The sequence below is a fragment of the Bradyrhizobium sp. JR4.3 genome, assembly GCF_040547695.1.
In the GTDB taxonomy this organism is placed as follows: domain Bacteria; phylum Pseudomonadota; class Alphaproteobacteria; order Rhizobiales; family Xanthobacteraceae; genus Bradyrhizobium; species Bradyrhizobium canariense.
In genome coordinates this window covers 16,062-35,677 of record NZ_JBEPQF010000018.1, presented here as the reverse complement: position 1 = coordinate 35,677, position 19,616 = coordinate 16,062, and the positions used below count along the sequence as shown (strand labels likewise).

The 19,616-nt window shown below is 65.2% G+C and carries 15 protein-coding genes and 1 riboswitch; of the genes, 4 read left to right on the top strand and 11 right to left on the bottom strand.

Annotation, left to right across the window (positions count from 1 at the left end; translation table 11 throughout):
- The first annotated feature begins 125 nt into the window (after positions 1-125).
- On the top strand, positions 126-719 hold the full coding sequence (locus tag ABIB91_RS25635; RefSeq protein ID WP_018459679.1) for a c-type cytochrome: 594 nt from the start codon (positions 126-128) through the stop codon (positions 717-719).
- 12 nt (positions 720-731) lie between these two features.
- Here the strand turns inward: ABIB91_RS25635 and panE are convergent, their stop codons facing one another.
- The 3 genes from panE to ABIB91_RS25620 form a co-directional block, all read right to left on the bottom strand.
- A complete protein-coding gene (panE, locus tag ABIB91_RS25630) occupies positions 732-1,655 on the bottom strand; it encodes a 2-dehydropantoate 2-reductase (protein ID WP_354168364.1) in 924 nt (307 codons plus the stop codon).
- Positions 1,656-1,839: 184 nt separating this feature from the next.
- The gene (locus ABIB91_RS25625) at positions 1,840-2,454 is read right to left on the bottom strand and encodes a 2-hydroxychromene-2-carboxylate isomerase (protein WP_007598664.1); all 615 of its coding nucleotides are present in this window, start codon (positions 2,452-2,454) and stop codon (positions 1,840-1,842) included.
- Between the two features lie 141 nt (positions 2,455-2,595).
- The gene (locus tag ABIB91_RS25620) at positions 2,596-3,192 is read right to left on the bottom strand and encodes a DUF2239 family protein (RefSeq protein ID WP_354168362.1); all 597 of its coding nucleotides are present in this window, start codon (positions 3,190-3,192) and stop codon (positions 2,596-2,598) included.
- A gap of 150 nt (positions 3,193-3,342) precedes the next feature.
- On the opposite strand from ABIB91_RS25620, the gene ABIB91_RS25615 reads away from it, so the two are divergent.
- Positions 3,343-4,008: a glutathione S-transferase family protein gene (locus tag ABIB91_RS25615; protein ID WP_354168360.1), complete on the top strand. Its 666-nt coding sequence runs from the start codon at positions 3,343-3,345 to the stop codon at positions 4,006-4,008.
- Positions 4,009-4,018: 10 nt separating this feature from the next.
- Here ABIB91_RS25615 and ABIB91_RS25610 read toward each other — a convergent pair whose 3' ends face one another.
- Both ABIB91_RS25610 and ggt read right to left on the bottom strand, forming a co-directional pair.
- Positions 4,019-5,314: an MFS transporter gene (locus ABIB91_RS25610; protein ID WP_354168358.1), complete on the bottom strand. Its 1,296-nt coding sequence runs from the start codon at positions 5,312-5,314 to the stop codon at positions 4,019-4,021.
- Positions 5,315-5,426: 112 nt separating this feature from the next.
- A complete protein-coding gene (ggt, locus tag ABIB91_RS25605) occupies positions 5,427-7,178 on the bottom strand; it encodes a gamma-glutamyltransferase (protein ID WP_354168356.1) in 1,752 nt (583 codons plus the stop codon).
- A gap of 99 nt (positions 7,179-7,277) precedes the next feature.
- Between ggt and ABIB91_RS25600 the strand changes: the two genes are divergently transcribed.
- Positions 7,278-8,663, top strand: a complete 1,386-nt coding sequence (locus ABIB91_RS25600) for an MFS transporter (protein WP_354168354.1) — start codon at positions 7,278-7,280, stop codon at positions 8,661-8,663.
- A 139-nt stretch (positions 8,664-8,802) separates the two neighbouring features.
- Here ABIB91_RS25600 and purH read toward each other — a convergent pair whose 3' ends face one another.
- The 3 genes from purH to ABIB91_RS25585 all read right to left on the bottom strand — a co-directional run bounded on the left by purH (position 8,803) and on the right by ABIB91_RS25585 (position 13,783).
- Positions 8,803-10,395, bottom strand: a complete 1,593-nt coding sequence (gene purH, locus ABIB91_RS25595) for a bifunctional phosphoribosylaminoimidazolecarboxamide formyltransferase/IMP cyclohydrolase (protein ID WP_354168352.1) — start codon at positions 10,393-10,395, stop codon at positions 8,803-8,805.
- Positions 10,396-10,420: 25 nt separating this feature from the next.
- A riboswitch (ZMP/ZTP riboswitch) is annotated at positions 10,421-10,502 on the bottom strand.
- 59 nt (positions 10,503-10,561) lie between these two features.
- Positions 10,562-12,280 carry a heparinase II/III family protein gene (locus tag ABIB91_RS25590; RefSeq protein WP_354168537.1) on the bottom strand — a complete coding sequence of 573 codons (1,719 nt, stop codon included), beginning with the start codon at positions 12,278-12,280 and terminating at the stop codon, positions 10,562-10,564.
- Between the two features lie 156 nt (positions 12,281-12,436).
- Positions 12,437-13,783, bottom strand: a complete 1,347-nt coding sequence (locus ABIB91_RS25585) for an RsmB/NOP family class I SAM-dependent RNA methyltransferase (protein WP_354168350.1) — start codon at positions 13,781-13,783, stop codon at positions 12,437-12,439.
- A 187-nt stretch (positions 13,784-13,970) separates the two neighbouring features.
- On the opposite strand from ABIB91_RS25585, the gene ABIB91_RS25580 reads away from it, so the two are divergent.
- Positions 13,971-14,180 (top strand): DUF1674 domain-containing protein, encoded by a 210-nt coding sequence (locus tag ABIB91_RS25580; protein WP_088941367.1) that lies wholly within the window; start codon positions 13,971-13,973, stop codon positions 14,178-14,180.
- A 49-nt stretch (positions 14,181-14,229) separates the two neighbouring features.
- Here the strand turns inward: ABIB91_RS25580 and cysC are convergent, their stop codons facing one another.
- Genes cysC through ABIB91_RS25565 form a run of 3 tightly spaced genes read right to left on the bottom strand, consistent with a single transcriptional unit; the run spans position 14,230 to position 19,567 of the window.
- Entirely contained in the window at positions 14,230-16,128 is a 1,899-nt protein-coding gene (gene cysC, locus ABIB91_RS25575; protein ID WP_354168348.1) for an adenylyl-sulfate kinase, read from the bottom strand.
- A complete protein-coding gene (gene cysD / locus ABIB91_RS25570) occupies positions 16,128-17,099 on the bottom strand; it encodes a sulfate adenylyltransferase subunit CysD (RefSeq protein ID WP_354168346.1) in 972 nt (323 codons plus the stop codon). The genes cysC and cysD overlap by 1 nt, the downstream gene beginning before the upstream one ends.
- The gene (locus tag ABIB91_RS25565; protein WP_354168344.1) at positions 17,096-19,567 is read right to left on the bottom strand and encodes an FAD/NAD(P)-binding protein; all 2,472 of its coding nucleotides are present in this window, start codon (positions 19,565-19,567) and stop codon (positions 17,096-17,098) included. The genes cysD and ABIB91_RS25565 overlap by 4 nt, the downstream gene beginning before the upstream one ends.
- Positions 19,568-19,616: the final 49 nt, after the last annotated feature.

Sequence of the window (19,616 nt, the reverse complement as noted above, 5' to 3'; positions counted from 1 at the left end):
GCGCGCAAGTCCGGAACCCTTGGCCACGAACGTGGGTTATCGAATTCTCAGATGCGCAATTGCGCATCATAGCTCGCGCTTCTTCGCCCCGGAATGACGCGTTCGATAGATCGGAAATTTCAATCATGCGCCGGCAGTTCATCTCGCACGCAATCAGCGCGGTTGCGCTTCTCGCGCTCGGTTCTCTCCCGACAAGCGCCGCCGACAATGCCGCGATCAAGGAGAAGGCTGCCGTCTGCGCCGGCTGTCACGGTGAGAACGGTATCTCGCAGACCGAGAACATCCCTTCGCTCGCTGGCCAGCCCGATCAATTCCTGCAATGGCAGCTGGTGTTTTTCCGCGCCGGCTCGCGCAAGAACGACCAGATGCAGCCGATCGCCGAGGAAATCACCAACGAGGACGTCCGCAATCTCGGCGCCTATTTCGCCGCGCTGACGCCGCCGACAGCGGCGGAGGACAAGGATCCGGACCTGTCGAAAAAAGGCGCGCAAGTTGCCGCCGGCCGCCGCTGCGCCTCATGCCATACCGATAGCTTTGCCGGCACCAAGGCCGTCGCGCGGTTGGCGGGCCAGCGCGAGGAATACCTGGTCAAGGCGCTGCACGACTACAAGAGCAGCCAGCGCGTCGGCGGTGGCGGCGCCGCGATGGCCGATGTCGCCTATCACATGAGCGATGAGGAAATCACCGCCGTCTCGCACTATCTCGCGTATTTCAAATAGCGGAAGCTGCGGTCAGCCCGCCCGCTGCTTCTCATACGCCTTCAAATGCGTGTACGCGATGCGCAGCTTCGGCACCGGCACCTTGGCGGCATCGGCACGCTCGATGAGGTCGCCGATGACGTGATCGGCTTCGACCGGCAGGCCCGCCTTGACGTCGCGGAACATCGAGGCCGTCATCGGCGAACCCTCGGTGGTGAGATTGCCCTTCACGCGCTCGAAGAACGGCCCGCCCGGCGAGTAGCCCGACGCGGCGGCGATCGCACTGGTCTCGTCCAGCATGCCGAGCAGGAAATCCCTGCCGCCGGGCGCGGCGAGAATATTGCCGACGGAGGTGCGCATCAGGCTGGTGGACGCAGCAAGCGAGGACAGGAACACCCACTTCTCCCACATGTCCTGCATGATGTTCTGGCTGGCGGTGGCCCCAACGATGCCGCTCTTGAAGGCCTCGTCGATCGCCTTGACGCGATCCGACAGCTTGCCATCGCGCTCGCCGTAATTGATCGACTGCATCGGCTGCAGCTGCACCACCTCACGCTTTTCGTTGAGCGTCGCGGCGATGGCGCAGAGGCCACCGAGCACGCGCTCCTTGCCGAACTTGCCGTCGAGGATGTCGAGATGCTTCATGCCGTTGAGCATCGGGATGATCGCGGTATTCGGCCCGACTGCTGCCGCGAACGACTTGATGGCGTCATCGAGGTCGAAGGCCTTGCAGCTGAGCAGCACGACATCGAATTTTTCCTTGAGCGCGTCGGCCTGAACCGTCGGCGGATTGTTCAAGGTCACGTCCCCGTTTGGGCTCTTGATAACGAGGCCGGCGCTCGCGAGCTCGCTGGCGCGCCGCGGCCGGACCAGGAAGGTGACGTCGCGGCCCGCCTGCAGTAGCCTGCCACCAAAATAGCCGCCGATGGCGCCAGCGCCGACCACGAGGATACGCATGGGATTGTCCTTGTTGTTTCTTGCTGTCGTCCTGGCGAAAGCCAGGACCCATTACCCCGACTGTATATTGTCGGGCAAGTTGGAGCCCCAGCTCGTCACAGCCACAGCGTTCGGTGGTTATGGGTCCTGGCTTTCGCCAGGACGACATCAGAGATGATGGCTCGATCTGTCCATCATACGAAAATCACTTCCCCGAGACCATCTCCTCGACCTCGCGCAACTGTTCCTTGCCGAAGAACATCTCGTCGCCGACAAAGAAGGTCGGCGAGCCGAACGCGCCGCGTGCAACAGCCTCCTCGGTGTTCTTGATCAATCTGCCCTTCACCTCCGGTTCCGCCGCGCGGGTGAACAGCTTTTGCGCGTCGAGGCCGGAGGACGCCAGCGCCTTGGCCGCGATTTCCGGATCGTCCATCTTCTTCGGCTCGCGCCACATGTGATGGAAGGCGGCCTCGACGTATGTTTCGAACACGCCTTCGAGCTGCGCCGCGATCGCCGCGCGCATCAGGTTCAGCGTGTTGACGGGGAAGAAGGGATTCCAGACATAGGGCTGCACCTTGAAGCGCTTGACGAAGCGCTCGGTCTCGACCGCCTGGAATTCCCGCTTGTTCTTGACGCCGGCAAGCGTCTCGGCCGGGGACTTGTTGTTGGTCGACTTGAAGATGCCGCCGAGCAGGATCGGCACGTACTCGAATTTAACGCCGATGCGTTGCTCGATGGCCGGAATCGCGAGATGACTGAGATAGGCGTTCGGGCTGCCGAAATCGAATAGGAATTGCGGGGCTGTGCGGGTCAAAATCATCCTCCCTGACCTGGCTTCTTGATCTGGATTGCCATCCATTGTGGCGCGGCGCGCACCACAGGTCCACCGTTTAATGACGGTCATAATACTGTGAGCGCGCGAACACGTTGGGCGCGAGTTGCGCGTACGAACGCCTCAAGCTCAAGCGCGGTCGCTGTAGGCGAGCTTGACGATGTGGTCGCGGATGTCGGCGGGCCAATCTGCGATCAGTCCTGTGAAACGCCGCCGGTCATCCGCAAACAGCGCGCGCGAAGCTTCCTCGAACTGCGGCAGATTGCCGGCCATGGTCGACATGAAGTGATAGGCCGCATCGCGCGCCTGCCGCGCGCGATCCTTGTCGCCGCTGGCACGCCGCGCCTCTTCGACAAGTTTCCGCAGCGCGACCGAAGCGCCGCCTGCTTGCGCGCTGAGCCACTCCCAGTGCCGCGGCAGCAGCGTCACCTCGCGCGCGACCACGCCGAGCTTCGGCCGGCCGCGGCCGCGCGGCTCGCTCGGCGATGGCGTCTCCTCAACCGGGGGCGGGACAAGCTTCGCCAGCCGCGCCAGCACCTCGCGGTCTCCGCCGCGCAGATCGAAGTCGATCGACCGGCCCGTGGCGTCCTCGAAGATGACGATGGGCTCGTCGGGCCGCTCCGCCATCCGCTTGATGACCAGCGCGACCTCTCCTGCCGGCCCGGAGACCAGGCGACGATGCCCTTGGAAAGCGGTGAAAGTCTTCTGCATTGGAATCATTGCCATATTCGTCGCGATGGCGACTTTAATACCCGGGTAAATTGCTGAGGTCAATATACCCGGGTTAAAATATCCGACCGGATGGCTCGACATTGTGTTCCCGGGCTGGCACGAACGCGCGGCCGATCGACCATGCCTAGCCCCGGGGACCACGCGATGCTGACCGTTCATCACCTCAACAATTCCCGCTCGCAGCGCGTGCTGTGGCTGCTCGAGGAGTTGGGCGTGCCCTACGAGATCGTGCGCTATCAGCGACAGCCGGACATGCGCGCGCCGAAGGAGCTCCGCGCCATCCATCCGCTCGGCAAGTCGCCCGTCATCACCGACAACGGCAACACCATCGCCGAATCAGGCGCGATCATCGAATATCTCATCGCCACCTACGGCAACGGCCGGCTGGTCCCGCCGCCGAACACGCCGGAGCGGCTGCGCTTCACCTATTGGCTGCACTATGCGGAAGGCTCTGCGATGCAGCCGCTGCTGCTCAAGCTGCTGTTCACGCTGATGCCGAAGCGCGCGCCGGCGTTGCTCCGCCCGCTGGTACGCAAGGTCTCGAACCAGGCGCTCACCGCGCTGGTCAATCCGCAGCTCAAGCAGCACATGGATTATTGGGAAGGCGAGCTCTGCAAGACCGAGTGGTTCGCCGGCAACGAATTCACCGCCGCCGACATCCAGATGAGCTTTCCGCTCGAGGCAGCCCAGGCGCGCGGCGGGCTCGAGCTCGGCCATCCCAAGGCGATGGCGTTCCTGGAGCGCATTCATGCGCGGCCGGCATACAGTCGCGCCCTCGAAAAGGGCGGGCCGTATCAGGTCGGACGATAGTTAGCCTTCATCAGTCCGCGTGCAGCACGCGCCCGCGCGTCTCCGGCAGCGCGAAAGCGGCGATGAAGAACAGCGCGTAAGCCACCACCGCGAAGATCGCGATCGCATTCGCAAGCGACGTCGTCGCCGACAGCGCTCCGACCAGGAACGGAAACAGCGCGCCGATGCCGCGGCCGAAATTGTAGCAAAATCCCTGGCCCGAGCCGCGCAGTCGCGTTGGATAAAGCTCGGTCAGGAATGCGCCGACGCCGGAGAAATAGCCCGAGGCGAAAAAGCCGAGCGGGAAGCCGAGCACCCACAGGACCTCGTTGGTGAGCGGCAGCTGCGTGTAAAGCAGCACAACCGCTATTGCGCCGATCGAGAAGGTCAGAAAGAGATTGCGCCGTCCGATCCGGTCGGCGAGCCAGGCGCCCGTGAGATAGCCGATGAAGGAGCCGATGATCAGCGTCGAGAGATAGCCGGTCGAGCCGACGATCGACAGATGCCGCTCCTTAGTCAAGAACTGCGGCACCCAGAAGGTGACGGCGTAATAGCCGCCCTGGCAGCCTGTCGCCATCAGCGACGCCAGGATCGTGGTCTTCAGGATTGGACCGGAGAAGATTTCCCAGAGCGCCGGGCGATTGCCGCTCGCGGCCTGCTTGGCGCGGGCCTCAGCCGCGATCTCCGGCTCGGTCACGGAGCGGCGGATGTAGAACACCAGCAGCGCCGGCAGCGCGCCGACCACGAACATCCAGCGCCACGCTGTCTCCGCCGGCAAGGCCGAGAACAGGATCGCCTGCGACAGCACTGCAAGGCCCCAGCCCACGGCCCAGCCCGACTGCACCGAGCCGACCGCACGCCCGCGATATTGCGGCCGGATCGCTTCACCCATCAGCACGGCGCCTGCCGCCCACTCTCCGCCGAAGCCGAGGCCCAGCACCGCGCGTGCGATCAGGAGCTGTTCGAAATTCTGCACGACCGCGCAGACCAGCGAGAACAACGAGAACCAGATGATGGTGATCTGGAGCGTTCTGACCCGGCCGATATGATCGGAGAGATAGCCGCCGAGCCAGCCGCCGATGGCGGAAGCCAGCAGCGTCACGGTGCCGGCGAGCCCGGCCGATCCCGCATCGACCTTCCATAGCGCGATGATGGTGCCGATCACCAGCGGATAGATCATGAAGTCCATGCCGTCGAGCGCCCAGCCCGCGGCGCAGGCCCAGAACGTCCGCCGTTCCGGCGCGTTCATGTCGCGATAGAAAGCAAGAAGGCTGGTGTCCTCGATCTCGGCGCGTTCGATGCGCTGGTTCGGATCAACGGTGGTCATGTGCGTTTCCCGACAGTGTTTTCTTTTGCGGCATTTTTGGCCTTCGCGGTGGTAGCACGCGCGGCGGCCTGCGCAAGCCGGCCGCCGGCCTTCGCGCCATGCAACGACAGAGTTACTGCCCCGCTGCTTCCGCACCCCGGCTACGCGGATCGGGCGCGCCGAGCGGACCGTTGGCGGTCACCGCGATCGAATTCGCCGATGTCTGCCCCATCGGCGTGACGATGAGATGATCCATCGCCTTCAGCTCGAGCAGCACATTGTCGGGAAAGCCGCTCTCGATCCGGACCTCGTCGGGCAGCCATTGGTGGTGCAGCCGCGGTGCGGCCACGGCGGCCGCCACGTCCATCTTGTAATCGAGCACGTTGACGATCACCTGGAGCACGGTCGAGATGATGCGGCTGCCGCCGGGCGAGCCCGTCACCAGAACCGGCTTGCCGTCCTTCAGAACGATGGTCGGCGACATCGAGGACAGCGGCCGCTTGCCCGGCCCGGGCAAATTGGCCTCGTAGCCGACAAGGCCGTAGGCATTGGAAGCGCCAACCGCCGCTGTGAAATCGTCAAGCTCGTTGTTGAGCAGCACGCCGGTGCCGTCGGCGATGAGGCCGACGCCGTAACTGAAGTTCAGCGTATAGGTGTTGCTGACTGCGTTGCCGCTGCCGTCGACGACGGAAAAATGCGTGGTGTTGCTGCCCTCGTGCGGTGAGGTCGCGGTGGAAACGAGCTGTTTCGACGGCGTGGCGCGATCGGCGGAGATGGTTGCCCGCAGTTTAGCGGCGTAATCTTTGGCGGTGAGCGTCCCGATCGGTGCGTTGACGAAGGCGGGATCGCCGAGATAGCGCGCCCGGTCCGCATAAGCGCGCTTCATGGCCTCGATCAGCAGATGCAGCGAAGCCGGCGATCCCTGTTTAAGATCGGCGAGCTGAAAACCTTCGAGGATATTAAGCGTCTCCACCAGCACCACGCCGCCCGATGACGGCAAGGGCATCGACACGATGTCATAGCCGCGATAGGTGCCGCGCACCGGGGCGCGGATCACCGCCTGATAGGATTTCAAATCGGCCGGCGTCATGATGCCGCCCGCGTCGGCCACAGCCTTGGCGAGTTTCTCAGCGACCGGCCCCTCATAAAAACCGCGCGGGCCCTGTGCGGCGACAGCCGACAGCGTTTCGGCGAGATCGCCCTGCACCAGCCGGTCGCCTTCACTGAGTGGCGTGCCATCAGGCCGCGAGAAGATCCTGGCCGAGGAGGGCCAGCGCACCAGCCGCTTGTGCCAGCCCGGGAGCGTGTCGGCGATGTCGTCGCCGACGAGGAAGCCATCGCGGGCGAGCGCGATTGCGGGCTCGAGCAGTTGCGCCAGCGTGAACCGGCCCGAGCCATATTTTTCCAGCGCCAGCGCAAGACCCGCAACAGTGCCGGGCACGCCGACGCCGAGCGCGGAATCCCGCGACTTCGCCGCATCGGGCTTGCCGTCGGCACCGAGGAAGATCTGGGGCGTGGTCGCAGCCGGCGCGGTCTCGCGATAATCGATCGTGATGTCTTCGTTGCGCTCAGTGGAATGAATCACCATGAAGCCGCCGCCGCCGATATTGCCGGCGCGTGGATAGGTCACGGCCATCGCAAAGCCGGTCGCGACCGCGGCGTCGACGGCATTGCCGCCGCGCCGCAGGATGTCGGCGCCGACCAGCGCAGAGATTTTCTCCTGCGCCACCACCATGCCGTGCTCAGCGGGAACGGCATGCACCGTGTCGAGCGCGGGCGGTACATAGGCCCGCCGCGCATCCTGCGCGGTCGCGGCCGGAAGTCCGAACGCCAGAGTGGCAAGGAAGGCGAAAAATGTCCGCCGTGTCGAAAAAGACGACATCATCAAACTTCCGCAAAGGCCATGGGCAGTTCACATGCAGCGCTGCAATGCTATACGGTTTGCCCAGACAGAGGCAAAACTGTTCGTGATGAGGATTATGGAGTGACGACGATCGCCCCGGATGCGCGCATCGCCGGCGCGCAGCGGACCTATCCGCCGCGTAGCGCCGTCGTCAGCTGGATCTTCTTCGACTGGGCCGCGCAGCCTTATTTCACGCTGATCACGACCTTCGTGTTCGCGCCCTATTTCGCCACCGGCATTGCGCCGAATCCCGCCACCGGGCAATCGCTGTGGGGCTTTGCGATGGCTGCCGCGGGCCTCGCGATCGCGTTGATGTCGCCGGTGTTGGGGGCTATCGCCGATGCTTCAGGCCGCAGGAAGCCATGGATCGCGGGATTTGGCGCAGTGCTGGTGCTGGCATCCTGCACGCTGTGGATCGGGAAGCCCGGCGATCCCTCGATCATTCCGCCGCTGCTCACCGCGGTCGCGCTCGCCAGCGTCGGCGCGGAATTCGCCACCCTCTTCAACAATGCGATGATGCCGACGCTGGTGCCGCCGGAGCGCATCGGCCGGCTTTCCGGCACCGGCTGGGCGACGGGCTATGTCGGCGGCATCGTCAGCCTGGTCATCGTGCTCGGCCTGCTCGCCGCGAATCCCGAGACCGGTCGCACGCTGCTCGGTCTCACGCCTCTGTTCGGGCTCGATCCCGTCAGCCATCAAGGCGACCGCGCCGCCGGACCGTTGACCGGGCTTTGGTTCATCATTTTCGTGACACCGATGTTCCTGTTCACGCCGGACTATCCGGCGAAGCGCCCGGTGCGCGAGGCGCTGCACGAAGGCTTGTCGGAGCTGAGGCAATCGATCAAAGGTCTGCCGCAGCAGAAATCGCTTGCGGCGTTTCTACTCGCCAACATGATCTACACCGACGGTCTGGTGTCGCTGTTTGCCTTCGGCGGCATCTATGCTGCCGGCACGTTCGGCTGGCACACGATCCAGATCGGCACCTTCGGCATCATGCTCGCGATCGCCGGCGCGTTTGGCGCGTGGTTTGGCGGCAAGCTGGACGATCGCTTCGGGCCTAAGCGCGTGATCGCCGGCAGCATGCTGGTCCTGCTGCTGGCGCTGGCGGCGATCCTGCTGGTCGACAAGGATTCGATCTTCTTCATCAAGGTCGCGCCGCCCGCGCCCGGCGGTGCATTGTTCGCCGCTGCGTCAGAGCGCGCTTATCTGGTGCTGGGCTGTCTGATCGGTGCAGCCGGTGGTCCGCTGCAAGCCGCCTCACGCACGCTCCTGATCCGTCTCGCACCGAAGGACCGCATTGCGCAGTATTTCGGTCTGTTCGCGCTGACTGGGAAAGTGACGTCCTTCATCGGCCCGCTGCTGATCGGCGTGATCACCGCGGTGACGGCGAGCCAAAAGGCCGGCATGGCCGTGCTGGTGGTGTTCTTCGTTGCGGGGCTGGCGCTGTTGATGCGGGTGCGGGAGTAGCCCCGCTACCACGATTCATTCCCGTCATTGCGAGGAGCGAAGCGACGAAGCAATCCAGGTTTTCTCCGCGGAAAGATTCTGGATTGCTTCGCTGCGCTCGCAATGACGAACTCGATGGGATCGCCCGTACGCCATTCAATCAATGCCTGAAGTGCCGCGTGCCCGTGAACACCATGGCGATGCCATGCTCGTCGGCGGCCTTGATGACCTCGTCGTCGCGCATGGAGCCGCCGGGCTGCACCACGGCGGTGGCGCCGGCCTCGATGCACGCCAGCATGCCGTCGGCGAACGGGAAGAACGCATCCGACGCCACCACCGAGCCCTTGGTGAGCGGTTCGGCGAGCTTCAGTTCGGTGGCCGCATCCTGCGCCTTGCGCGCCGCGATCCGCGCTGAATCGACCCGGCTCATCTGGCCGGCGCCGATGCCGACGGTGGCGAGATCCTTGGCGTAGATGATGGTGTTGGACTTGACGTGCTTCGCCACCCGAAACGCAAACTTCAGGTCGCGCATCTCGGCATCAGTGGGCGCGCGCTTCGTGACAACCTTGAAGGTCATGTCGTCGACCACGGCGTTGTCGCGACTCTGCACGAGGAGACCGCCCGCCACCGTCTTGGCGGTGAGGCCGGACGCGCGCGGATCGGGCAGGCTGCCGGCGAGCAGAAGCCGAAGGTTCTTGCGCGCGCCGATGATGGCGATCGCTTCCTCGCTTGCGTCGGGCGCGATGATCACCTCGGTGAAGATTTTCGTGATCTCGCGCGCGGTGTCGGCATCGAGTGCGCGGTTCATCGCGATGATGCCGCCGAAGGCCGAGGTGGAATCGCAGGCCAGCGCCTTGCGGTAGGCGCTGACGAGGTCGGAGCCCTCCGCGACGCCGCAGGGATTGGCATGCTTGACGATGACGCAGGCCGCGGTGCGCTTGGCGTCGAACTCGCCGATGCATTCATAGGCCGCATCGGTGTCGTTGATGTTGTTGTACGAGAGCTCCCTGCCCTGGAGCTGCCGCGCGGTCGAGACGCCCGGCCGCTTGTCGGGGGTCGCATAGAACGCCGCAGTCTGGTGCGGATTCTCGCCATAACGCAGCGACTGGATCAGCCGGCCGCCGAAGGCACGGAAATCGGGCGCGTCGATCTCGAGCTGGCGGTTGAACCAGTTCGAGATCGCGGCGTCATATGCAGCAGTGCGCGCGTACGCCTTGGCAGCAAGGCGCCGGCGCAACTTCAGCGTGGTTGCGCCTTTGTTGGCGGCGAGCTCGTCGAGAACGGCCTGGTAGTCCTGCGCCTCGACCACGACGGCGACGTCGTCATGGTTCTTCGCGGCGGCGCGGATCATCGCGGGGCCGCCGATATCGATGTTCTCGATGCAATCCTCGAAGCCCGCGCCTTTGTCGACGGTCGCCTCGAACGGATAGAGATTGACGACGAGGAGATCGATCGGCGCGATGCCATGCGCCGTCATCGCATCCGCATGGTCCTTGTTGTCGCGGATCGCGAGCAGGCCGCCATGCACCTTCGGATGCAGCGTCTTGACGCGGCCATCCATCATCTCGGGGAAGCCGGTCAGCTCGGAGACGTCCTTCACCTCAAGGCCGGCCGCGGCGATCGCCTTTGCGGTGCCGCCGGTCGAGATCAGTTCGACATCGTGTGCGGCAAGCGCCTTTGCGAAGTCGATCAGGCCGGTCTTGTCGGAAACGGAGAGAAGGGCGCGGGTGACGCGGCGGGGATGGTCAGTCATGAGCAAGATCCTCTGTCTGAAGGAGTGTCTATGCCCAGGCGCGCGGCTTCTCAGTCCCGCGCTTCCCGATGGTGCTCCATCCAAGGTCGCCAGTCGCGCGAGCGAGGGCTCGATAGCAGTTTTCGATCGCTTTCACAACGATCAGATAGCGCCGAATCACATGCGTCTACAGCGGAAGTTCCGGCTCCCGCCGCGCATTTCTGCGGGCATTCGTGATCGCCGGCGAGGCGGTGGAGCGGACAAAACTCCAGCGGATCGAGGGCGCCTGCCGCGCATCCTGACGGATCACGATCTGCGCGGTGCGGCGCGGGCCGTCATTGCCGGCCAGGGATACGCTGTCCTCCAGCTCCACCTTGTCGTCGAGCGCCTCGAAGGTCCAGACGTCGCGGTTCGGTAGCACCAGCATGACGCCGCGGGCATCGGACAGCCGGCTCGCCTTCACCGCCGGGTGCAGATGGAATCGCAGCGCGAAATCGGCATCCGGACCCTTGAATCGTCCGCCTTGCGGCGGCGACAGCGTGTCCTCGCCGTCGATGCGCGCGCCGTCATTGGCGATCATCAGCACGCGGCGGTGGATCGCGCCGAATTTTGTCAGGTAACCGTCATGCGACGTCGTCAGCAGCGTGCCGTTCTGCACGATTTCGCGATAGCTCTCGACCTCGACGGGGCCGCTGGTGACCGGAGCACCGTGCAAGAGCCGCTTCATCGCCGACATTTCCACGAACTGGCATGACGAGGTGTCGTGGTAGGTCAGCGTCGAATGCGCCGCCGTGCCGCGTGCGAACGGCCGCCAATTGTCGCGGCCCGTGGCCGGCATGCCGCAATTGGTGACGATGCGGCTGATGCCGGAGGACAGTTCGAACGACAGGCAGCCGGCATGGGCGTCGTGGCTGACGCTGGCTGCCGGCGGCGGGCCAGTGTCGATAATCAGCGTGGTCTGGCCGGCATCGAGGCGCTGGAAACCCGTATGCGGCATGTTCGACATCGGCGCGCCGTGGGTGTCGTCATAGGCAAGCAGCGTCGCGAGCAGGTCCGAGGGCGTCGCGCTCATGCCGTTGAACAGCGCGAAATTGCCGTCGCCGTGGCGGAAGAAGCGCAGCATCGGCATCATGCGGTCGATCGCGTTGAGCAGCGCGGGCGGCGGCGCGATATTGCGCGCGGCAAAGGTCTGCCGCAGCGGCAACAGGTCGATCAACAGCTCGATCAGCGCGCCCGGGTTGCGCGAGACATGCCCGCCGTCGGGCAGGATCTGCCGCTGCAATTCATCGGAGAGCTTTTTCGAGGTGCTGCGGATGTGACTTGCCTGGTTGGCGAGGCACAGCGCCGCATAGCACAGCGCGATCAGTACCTGGAGCTTCGGCACTCCGTCGGGGATGTTGATCATGGTGTAGCGCAGCAAGCGGATTTCGCGCGCCAGCGCGCGCAGATAACGGCGGTAGAATTTGTTGTCGGTATCGTTCAGCACCAGCGGTGCCTGCGACAGCAGGGAGATCACGCGCCGCGCCAGGACGTCGGCGCGTCGCGCGACGGGACGGCGCTTGCTGGCAGGGTTGCCGATCCAATCTTCGATCAGCGAGCGCGCATTTGCGCGCGTCAGCGCGGTGTCGGCGGCGCGCAAATGGCGCAGCCAGCCGAAGCCGAGCAGCGCGACCTCCCAATCCTCCGACGGCGGCTCGAGATCGAAGATCGAACGACCGTGGCAGTTGACGATCTTGCCGGCGAAGACGAAGCGGCCGGCATAGATCTCGGCGGCGCGGGTCGCATCCGCGGTGCGCAGATCATGCGGCGCGATGATCAGCCGGTCGGCGCGGCCGGGCCAGACCCGCGACAGGGCGACAGAACCGCCGCTCGCGCGCGCGAGCATGTTCCGCGCGAAGCGGTTCATCACCAGCGTCGAGATACGTCTGCGTTGAGCGACCGACACGCCTTGCCTTGATGGGGGAGAGGATTCCGACGAATCCTTATTAATCCCAAAATCGGACGGCCGACACCACCTTGAACGACGCGAATCAGCGCCGTGGTTGCAAAATCCAGTGCAAAATCAGGATTTAACGAGCCGGGCCGCGAAAAATCCGTCGAGCCCGCCGAGCTTGGGATCGGCGTTCGGCAGATGGCTGGGCAGAGTGCGCAAATCGCCCTCGGCGGTGACGATCTCGCTGAGCCCCGACACCTCGGACGCATCGATCGGGACCCGGCGAAGCCCAGGCTCTGCGGCCAGCAGCGCGGCGACCGCATGCTCGCCCTCTTCGGGTTCCAGCGAGCAGGTACAGTACACCAGCGTCCCGCCGGGCTTGAGCAGCGGGACCGAGTTTTGCAGCAGCCTCCGCTGGAGCACGGTCATTGCTGCGATGTCGGATTCCTGACGGAGCCAGGAGACATCGGGGTGGCGGCGGATCGTCCCGGTCGAGGTGCAGGGCGCATCGATCAGGATGCCGTCGAAGCCATCGGCCGGACCCGCCCATTCCGCGGCGTCGGCGACGACAGTCTCGGCCTGGAGCGACAACCGCGTCAGATTCTCACGCAGCCGCGCCACCCGGGCAGGCGAGCGGTCGATGGCCGTGACATGCGCACCGGCCTGCGCCAGCTGCGCGGTCTTGCCGCCGGGAGCGGCGCAGAGATCGGCGATGGATTTGCCCTTGATGTCGCCGAACAGCCGGGCCGGCAGCGCAGCGGCGGCGTCCTGCACCCACCACTGTCCTTCGGCGAAGCCGGGAAGCATGGTCACCGCGCCGTGCAGCACCGTACGCACCGATCCGGTCGGCAGCACTTCGCCATGTAAGCGGCTCGCCCATTGCGCGGCGTCCGACTTCACGGTCAGATCCAGCGAAGGATCGTGGCTGAGCGCGAGCGCCATGTCCCTTGCGACTGTCTCGCCGTAATGCGCGCTCCAGCGCGCGACCATCCAGGGCGGCAGGTCCAGCGACTGCGCCGCAACCTCGTCCACCAGCGCCTTGCCCTCGCGGGCGCAGCGGCGCAGCACGGCGTTGACGAGGCCGGCATAGCGCGCGGCGCGCCGGTCGGATTGCACGAGGCGAACGGAGAGATCGACGGCCGCGTGATCGGGCACATCCATCCAAAGGATCTGGGCAGCGCCGATCAACAGCGCGCTCTGCGCGCGCGGCGCGTCGGAGGGAATGCCCTTGTCGAGCAAGCGGGACAGCACATGGCCGAGCGTGCCGAGCCGGCGCAGCACGGTGGCGACCAGGCGGCGCATCAGCGCGCGGTCGCGATCGGGGAGCGTCTTCAGTCCGGGATGGGCGCCGCTGCCGTCGAGCTGCTCGTCAAGCGTGCGGTGCTTTTGCAGCACGCCGTCGACGATGTCGGCGGCAATCCGCCGCGCCGCGAGACCGGGCACTTCGGATGGAGGAGCGAAACGTTGAGAAGGCATGCGGAAACAAGGTTCTGAGCGAGCGGCAGTTCGCCGTAATGGGCGCATGCCTTGAGAAGGCGATCTCTGGCACGCGAATATGCCAAATGTAAGAATCGCTTCCGGGTTTTTCAGCCCTTTCGGAGCCATTTCAGGAATGCGTTATTGGGCGTCGCGTCGCGGGCCGTCCCGCGCTAGAAAGCCGACGATGAGTGACCAGCCTCCCGTTTCCGACCGCAAGCAGCTCACACCGGCCGCCCAGCGTGCGCTGGCCGAGGCCGAAGCGCGCCGGCAGGCTGCGGCAGTCCGAGCCAAAAACGACGGCCAGGCGACGCCAAAGGAGTTGCAGGGGCCAAAAGGACCCGAACCGACCCGCTATGGCGATTGGGAGCGCAAGGGCATCGCTTCCGACTTCTGAGCTCTGTGCCGGCCGCCCGGATGATGCCGGGCAAGACCGGTCCCGGCCGCTACAGATAATCATGCTCCCGGAGATAGCGGATGATGCGTTCGCAGGCCGCCTCGGTTGACAGTTCCGAGGTGTCGATGGTGATCTCCGGCGCCTGCGGTGCCTCGTAGGGATCATCGATGCCGGTGAAACCCTTCAGCTCCCCTGCCCGTGCCTTGCGATAGAGTCCCTTCGGATCGCGGCGCTCGCATTCGGCGAGCGGGGCCGCGACATGGATCTCGATGAACTCGCCTGCCTCGACCCGCTGGCGGGCCAGCTCGCGCTCGCTGCCGAAGGGTGAGATCAGCGCGACCAGCGCGACCATGCCGGCATCGACGAACAGCGCTGCGATCTCCGCGACGCGCCGGACGTTCTCCATCCTCTCCGCACTGGAGAAGCCGAGGTCGCGATTGATGCCGTGGCGGAGATTGTCGCCGTCGAGCAGCGCGGCATGGCGTCCGAGCTCGGCAAGCCTGCGGTCGACGAGATCGGCGATCGTCGATTTGCCGGCACCGCTGAGGCCCGTGAACCAGAGCACGCAGGGCCGCTGCTGCTTCAGCCGTGACCGCACGGATTTATCCACCGCAAGGTGCTGCCAATGAATATTGGTGGCCGCCCGCAGCGACAGGTCGATCATCCCCGCGGCAGCCGTGCGGTGACTGATCGGATCGACGAGAATGAAGCTGCCCATGTCGCGGTCGTCGCGATAGGCCTCGAACACCAGCGGACGGTCGAGGCTGAAATGGACGTAGCCGATCTGGTTGGCATCGAGCGTGGCGGCGGTCTCCAGCGCCATGGTGTCGATGGCGACACGGTGCTTGAGCGTCGTGATCACCGCGCCGGTCGAGGCCGTGCCGCATTTGAGCAAGTAGCGCCGGCCCGCGACCATGGCCTCGTCGTCGAACCACACGAGATGGGCGGCCAGTTGATCCGAGATCAGGGGCGTGGGTCCTGCCGTCAGCACGTCGCCGCGGCTGACGTCGATCTCGTCCGCCAAAGTCAGCGTCACCGAAGCGCCCGCCACAGCCCGGTCGCGCTCGCCGCCGGGTGTGAGAATGCGCGCGACTTTCGTGCGACGGCCCGAGGGCTGCACGGCGATGCTCTCGCCGGTCGCGATCGTACCGCTGGCGATTCGCCCGCAGAAGCCGCGAAACTCCGCATGAGGCCGGTTGACCCATTGCACCGGCAGCCGGAACGGCCGCTGCGAGACGTCGCCGGCAACGTCCACCGATTCCAGATAGGCCGTGACGGTCGGCCCGGCGTACCAGGGCATCCGCGCGCTCGCGGCGACGATGTTGTCGCCGTCGGGCGCAACGACCGGGATGCACTGGACCTGGGAGATCCCGAGTTGACCGGCCATGGTCAGATATTCGGCGGTGATGGCCGCGAAGCGGTCCCCGTCGAAGCCGATCAGATCCATCTTGTTCACGGCGAGCACGACGTGGCGGATGCCGAGCAGCGACAGGATGTGGCTGTGGCGCCGTGTCTGCGTGATCACGCCCTTGCGGGCGTCGACCAGCACCACGGCGAGATCGGCGTTGGAGGCGCCGGTCGCCATGTTGCGCGTATACTGCGCATGCCCGGGCGTGTCGGCGACGATGAAGCGCCGCAGTTTGGTGGCGAAGAACCGGTAGGCGACGTCGATCGTGATGCCCTGCTCGCGCTCGGCCTGCAAACCGTCGACCAGCAGAGCGAAATCGAGATCGCCGCCGGTGGTGCCGGACGTTTTGCTTTCCGAGGCGAGCGCGTCGAGCTGGTCGTCGAGGAGCGTCTTCGAATCGTAGAGCAGGCGGCCGACCAGCGTGCTCTTGCCGTCGTCGACGCTGCCGCAGGTGACGAAACGCAGCGTCGGACGATCGTCGTCCTGTTCGAGCCGCGGCACGTCGGTTGCGGCGATCGTGGGGGCCTCGTGATAGGACATCAGAAGTAGCCCTCCGCTTTCTTGCGCTCCATCGATGCGGGACTGTCCCGGTCGATCATGCGTCCCTGCCGTTCCGAGGTGCGTGATGCCATCATCTCCCGTACGATCTCGGGCAGAGTTGCCGCCGTCGAGATCGTCGCGCCGCTGAGGGGATAGCAGCCAAGGGTGCGAAACCTGACGGAGCGCCACCGCGGCTCTTCGCCTGCAAGCAGCGGCATCCGTTGATCGTCCACCATGATCAGCGCGCCGTCGCGCTCGACCACCGGGCGCCGAGCTGCCAGATAGAGGGGAACGATCGGGATGTCCTCGAGCAGGATGTAATCCCAGACGTCGAGCTCGGTCCAGTTCGACAGCGGAAACACCCGCATGCTCTCGCCGGGCGCGAGCATCGTGTTGTACAGGCTCCACAGCTCCGGCCGCTGGTTCTTCGGATCCCAACGATGCGCCGCGCTCCGGTGCGAGAACACGCGCTCCTTGGCGCGCGACTTCTCCTCGTCGCGTCGCGCGCCTCCGATCGCGGCGCCGAAGCCGTGGAGGTCGAGCGCCTGCCGCAATGCCTGCGTCTTCATGACGTCGGTGTAACGGGCCGAGCCGTGGGTGAAGGGATCGATGCCCTGGTTCAATCCGTCGTCATTGGTATGGACGATCAGATCGAGGCCGAGTTCGCGTGCGCGCTGGTCGCGAAACGCGATCATCTCGCGGAACTTCCAGGTCGTGTCGACGTGCAGCAGCGGAAACGGCGGCTTGCCGGGATGAAATGCCTTCATCGCCAGATGCAGCAGCACGGAGGAGTCCTTGCCGATGGAATACAGCATCACAGGCTTGCGGAATTCGGCCACGGTCTCCCGCAGAATGTGGATGCTTTCCGCCTCCAGGCGCTGGAGATGACTGGTAACGCTGTGGCGCGCCGCGGGTTGATCGGAGGCGCCGCGCACTGGCGCCTCTATCGCGGAATCGATCTGAGCGGTCATGCGGCCGTGCCCAGGCGGTCGCCGAACAGGCGCATCGCCGTGTCGGCGTCCAGTGAGAGGTCATCGACGCAGGCCGCGACCGAGGCGCGGTAGATGCCGTTGATGTCGTAGCGTTCGATGACCGCCAGCTGGGCATCGCTCAGCGACGCCGTCTTGCGGCCGCGATAGCGGTAGGCGGTGTCCGATCCATGAAGGCCGACGACGGTGTAGACCTTGGGCTCGCTGAGGAAGGTGACGCCCGAACCCTCCGATTCGATCTGCCCGCGCTCCCGCCAATCGGTGACGGCGCTCTCGGTAAAGCGGGCGCCGAGGCCGAGCCGGTCGAACAGCTTTCGGACCGAGCCGGTCGCGTCCTTGCTGGCTTCATAGACGTAGCGGGTGACGGCCACACCCTGCCGCCTTGCGTAGCTTTCGACGCGAAGGGCGTTCAGCGTGGAGATGACGTAGTTCTGGATCAGCCGGTCCTCCGGAACGCGGTCCGACCATTTCTCCAGCCACGATGCGAGCGAGCTGGCGGGATCGCGGTCGAGCATGATCATGTGGAGCTTGTCTGCCGGCCAGCCGGCCTCGATCAATGGCAGCAGCGGCAGGAACAGGCTTTCGGCCAATACATAGGGCCCCGCCATTTCCTTGCTGAAGACGTGCGGCTGCTCCGCCGCGACCGGCACGGCCCAGGGCTCCCCCGCGTTTCCGACGAGACGATGGCGCAGGATTGCCTTCACCGGCTGGAAATAGGAGGGCATCCCGGCGACGCCGAAGAGGTTGGTGAGCGCGGTCGAACCTACGCGGCAGCGCCCCCATGCGCAGTAGAGCGTCGGGAAGTCCTCCGGAGCCCAGTGCCGGAACGCCTCGCCAAGACAGTCCCTCACCTCCCACATCAATTCGTCCAGCGCGGCGGGCCGCGTCTGATATTTGCCGTCCGGCGCGAGCACCATCGTATCGAGCGAAGGATCGTCGCGGCGGACCAGATCGGCAAGGCGGTCGGTTTCTTCGACTGACGTCGTGATGGTGCTCATCTTCGGACCTTTCGGGTTGAGGATCGAATCGACCACGATCTGTGCGCGGCGCATGTTGACGTCGACAGCGGCGGCGTAGAAGTGTGTACCCTTGGTGGGGCCACCGACCGCATAGATGTTCGGATGAGGTGTGCCGTGGCGGTCGTGGACACGACTGTCGTCGTAGCCGCAGCGAATCCCGCCGAGCGCGTCGAAGGCGATGAGCCCCTGTCGCTGCATGTCCTGATAGAGCGGGCTGGCATCCGGCCGGTAGGACGGTCCTGTCGCATCGACGACGCAATCGACGTCGTGATGATCGCCCTCGCCCAGGATCGCGCGAAATCGGCCATCAATGGCGGTCACCCTGCGTAGCCGGGCGCGCGCCGAGAGCCTGCCCGACCGCATCAGGTCGCGGATACGGATCGCGTTCTCCAGCGGCATCGCCGAACGGTTGCGAAGCCAGCCGGAATTATAGAGGTCCATGAAACGCATCTTCTCGGCATCGCTCATCCGGCTCCAGGCGTCGCACATCACGTCGATGACGCTGACGAGATAGGAGTGGACGTTGAGATCGCCGGTTTCAGCTCGCAAGATGTTGCGCTCGAGATCGCTCAGTGCATCGCCATCGACGTTCCGGCATGACAGGTCGCAGCGAATCCCGGTGGTCTCCAGCAGCAGTTCGGACAGACGGGCGGCAAAGCCGTCAGCCTCGATCCGCTCACGGCTGGTCACATAGCGATGCAGCGCGTCGCGGAAGTCGTTCGTGGTTGCGGGAACAGTCGCCGGCTGCACCGTGGGAAACAGGCCGCTTCTGGAGAGGCAAGTCATCCTGACGGCTTGGTGGGTCTTGGCCAGCGCCGTTGCAGTGTCGACCGCGCTGAGCCCGCTTCCGAGGATACCGATCTCGAAGCCGTCGCGATCCGCGAAGGTGAATTGCGCATAGGGATCGCGGAGATAGTTCGGGTTTCCTGTGAGACCGTAGTGATCGTCGGGCGCGTTGTGACCGGTGCAGAGGACCAGCAAAGACGAGATATGCGTGATGTTGCGGTCGGTCGTCAGCAGGACATCGCGATCCGGCGAGAGCCGCATGCGGACGATTTCGGCATCTTCGACATGGACGGACAGACCGGCGCTGCGGCATTGAGCGATCGCGGCCAGTCGCACTGCGTCGAGATAGTCCCTGTAGACCATCCGCGGCAGATGCTTGTTGCCGTGGCAGCTGAGACCGCGGACCCGAAGCCAGCGCAGAAACTCCTCCGGATCGCCCGGACGGATCGACATCGTCGACGCCTTCATGTTGAGCAGGTGGCGATCGCTCTGCGTGCGATAGGCCGTCCCACCATCGAAGCCGGATTTATCGAAGAGCTGAATTCCGCTGATCGCGTGGTGGTCTCGTCCCGATGTGGCGAGCTCCGCCAGATGACGCAGGATCGTGATGCCGGTTGCGCCGCCGCCGACAATGCTGATGATCATCGCTCAATCCCCCATTTGCCATGTTTGACCCAGGCGCGAGCGGGGGCTC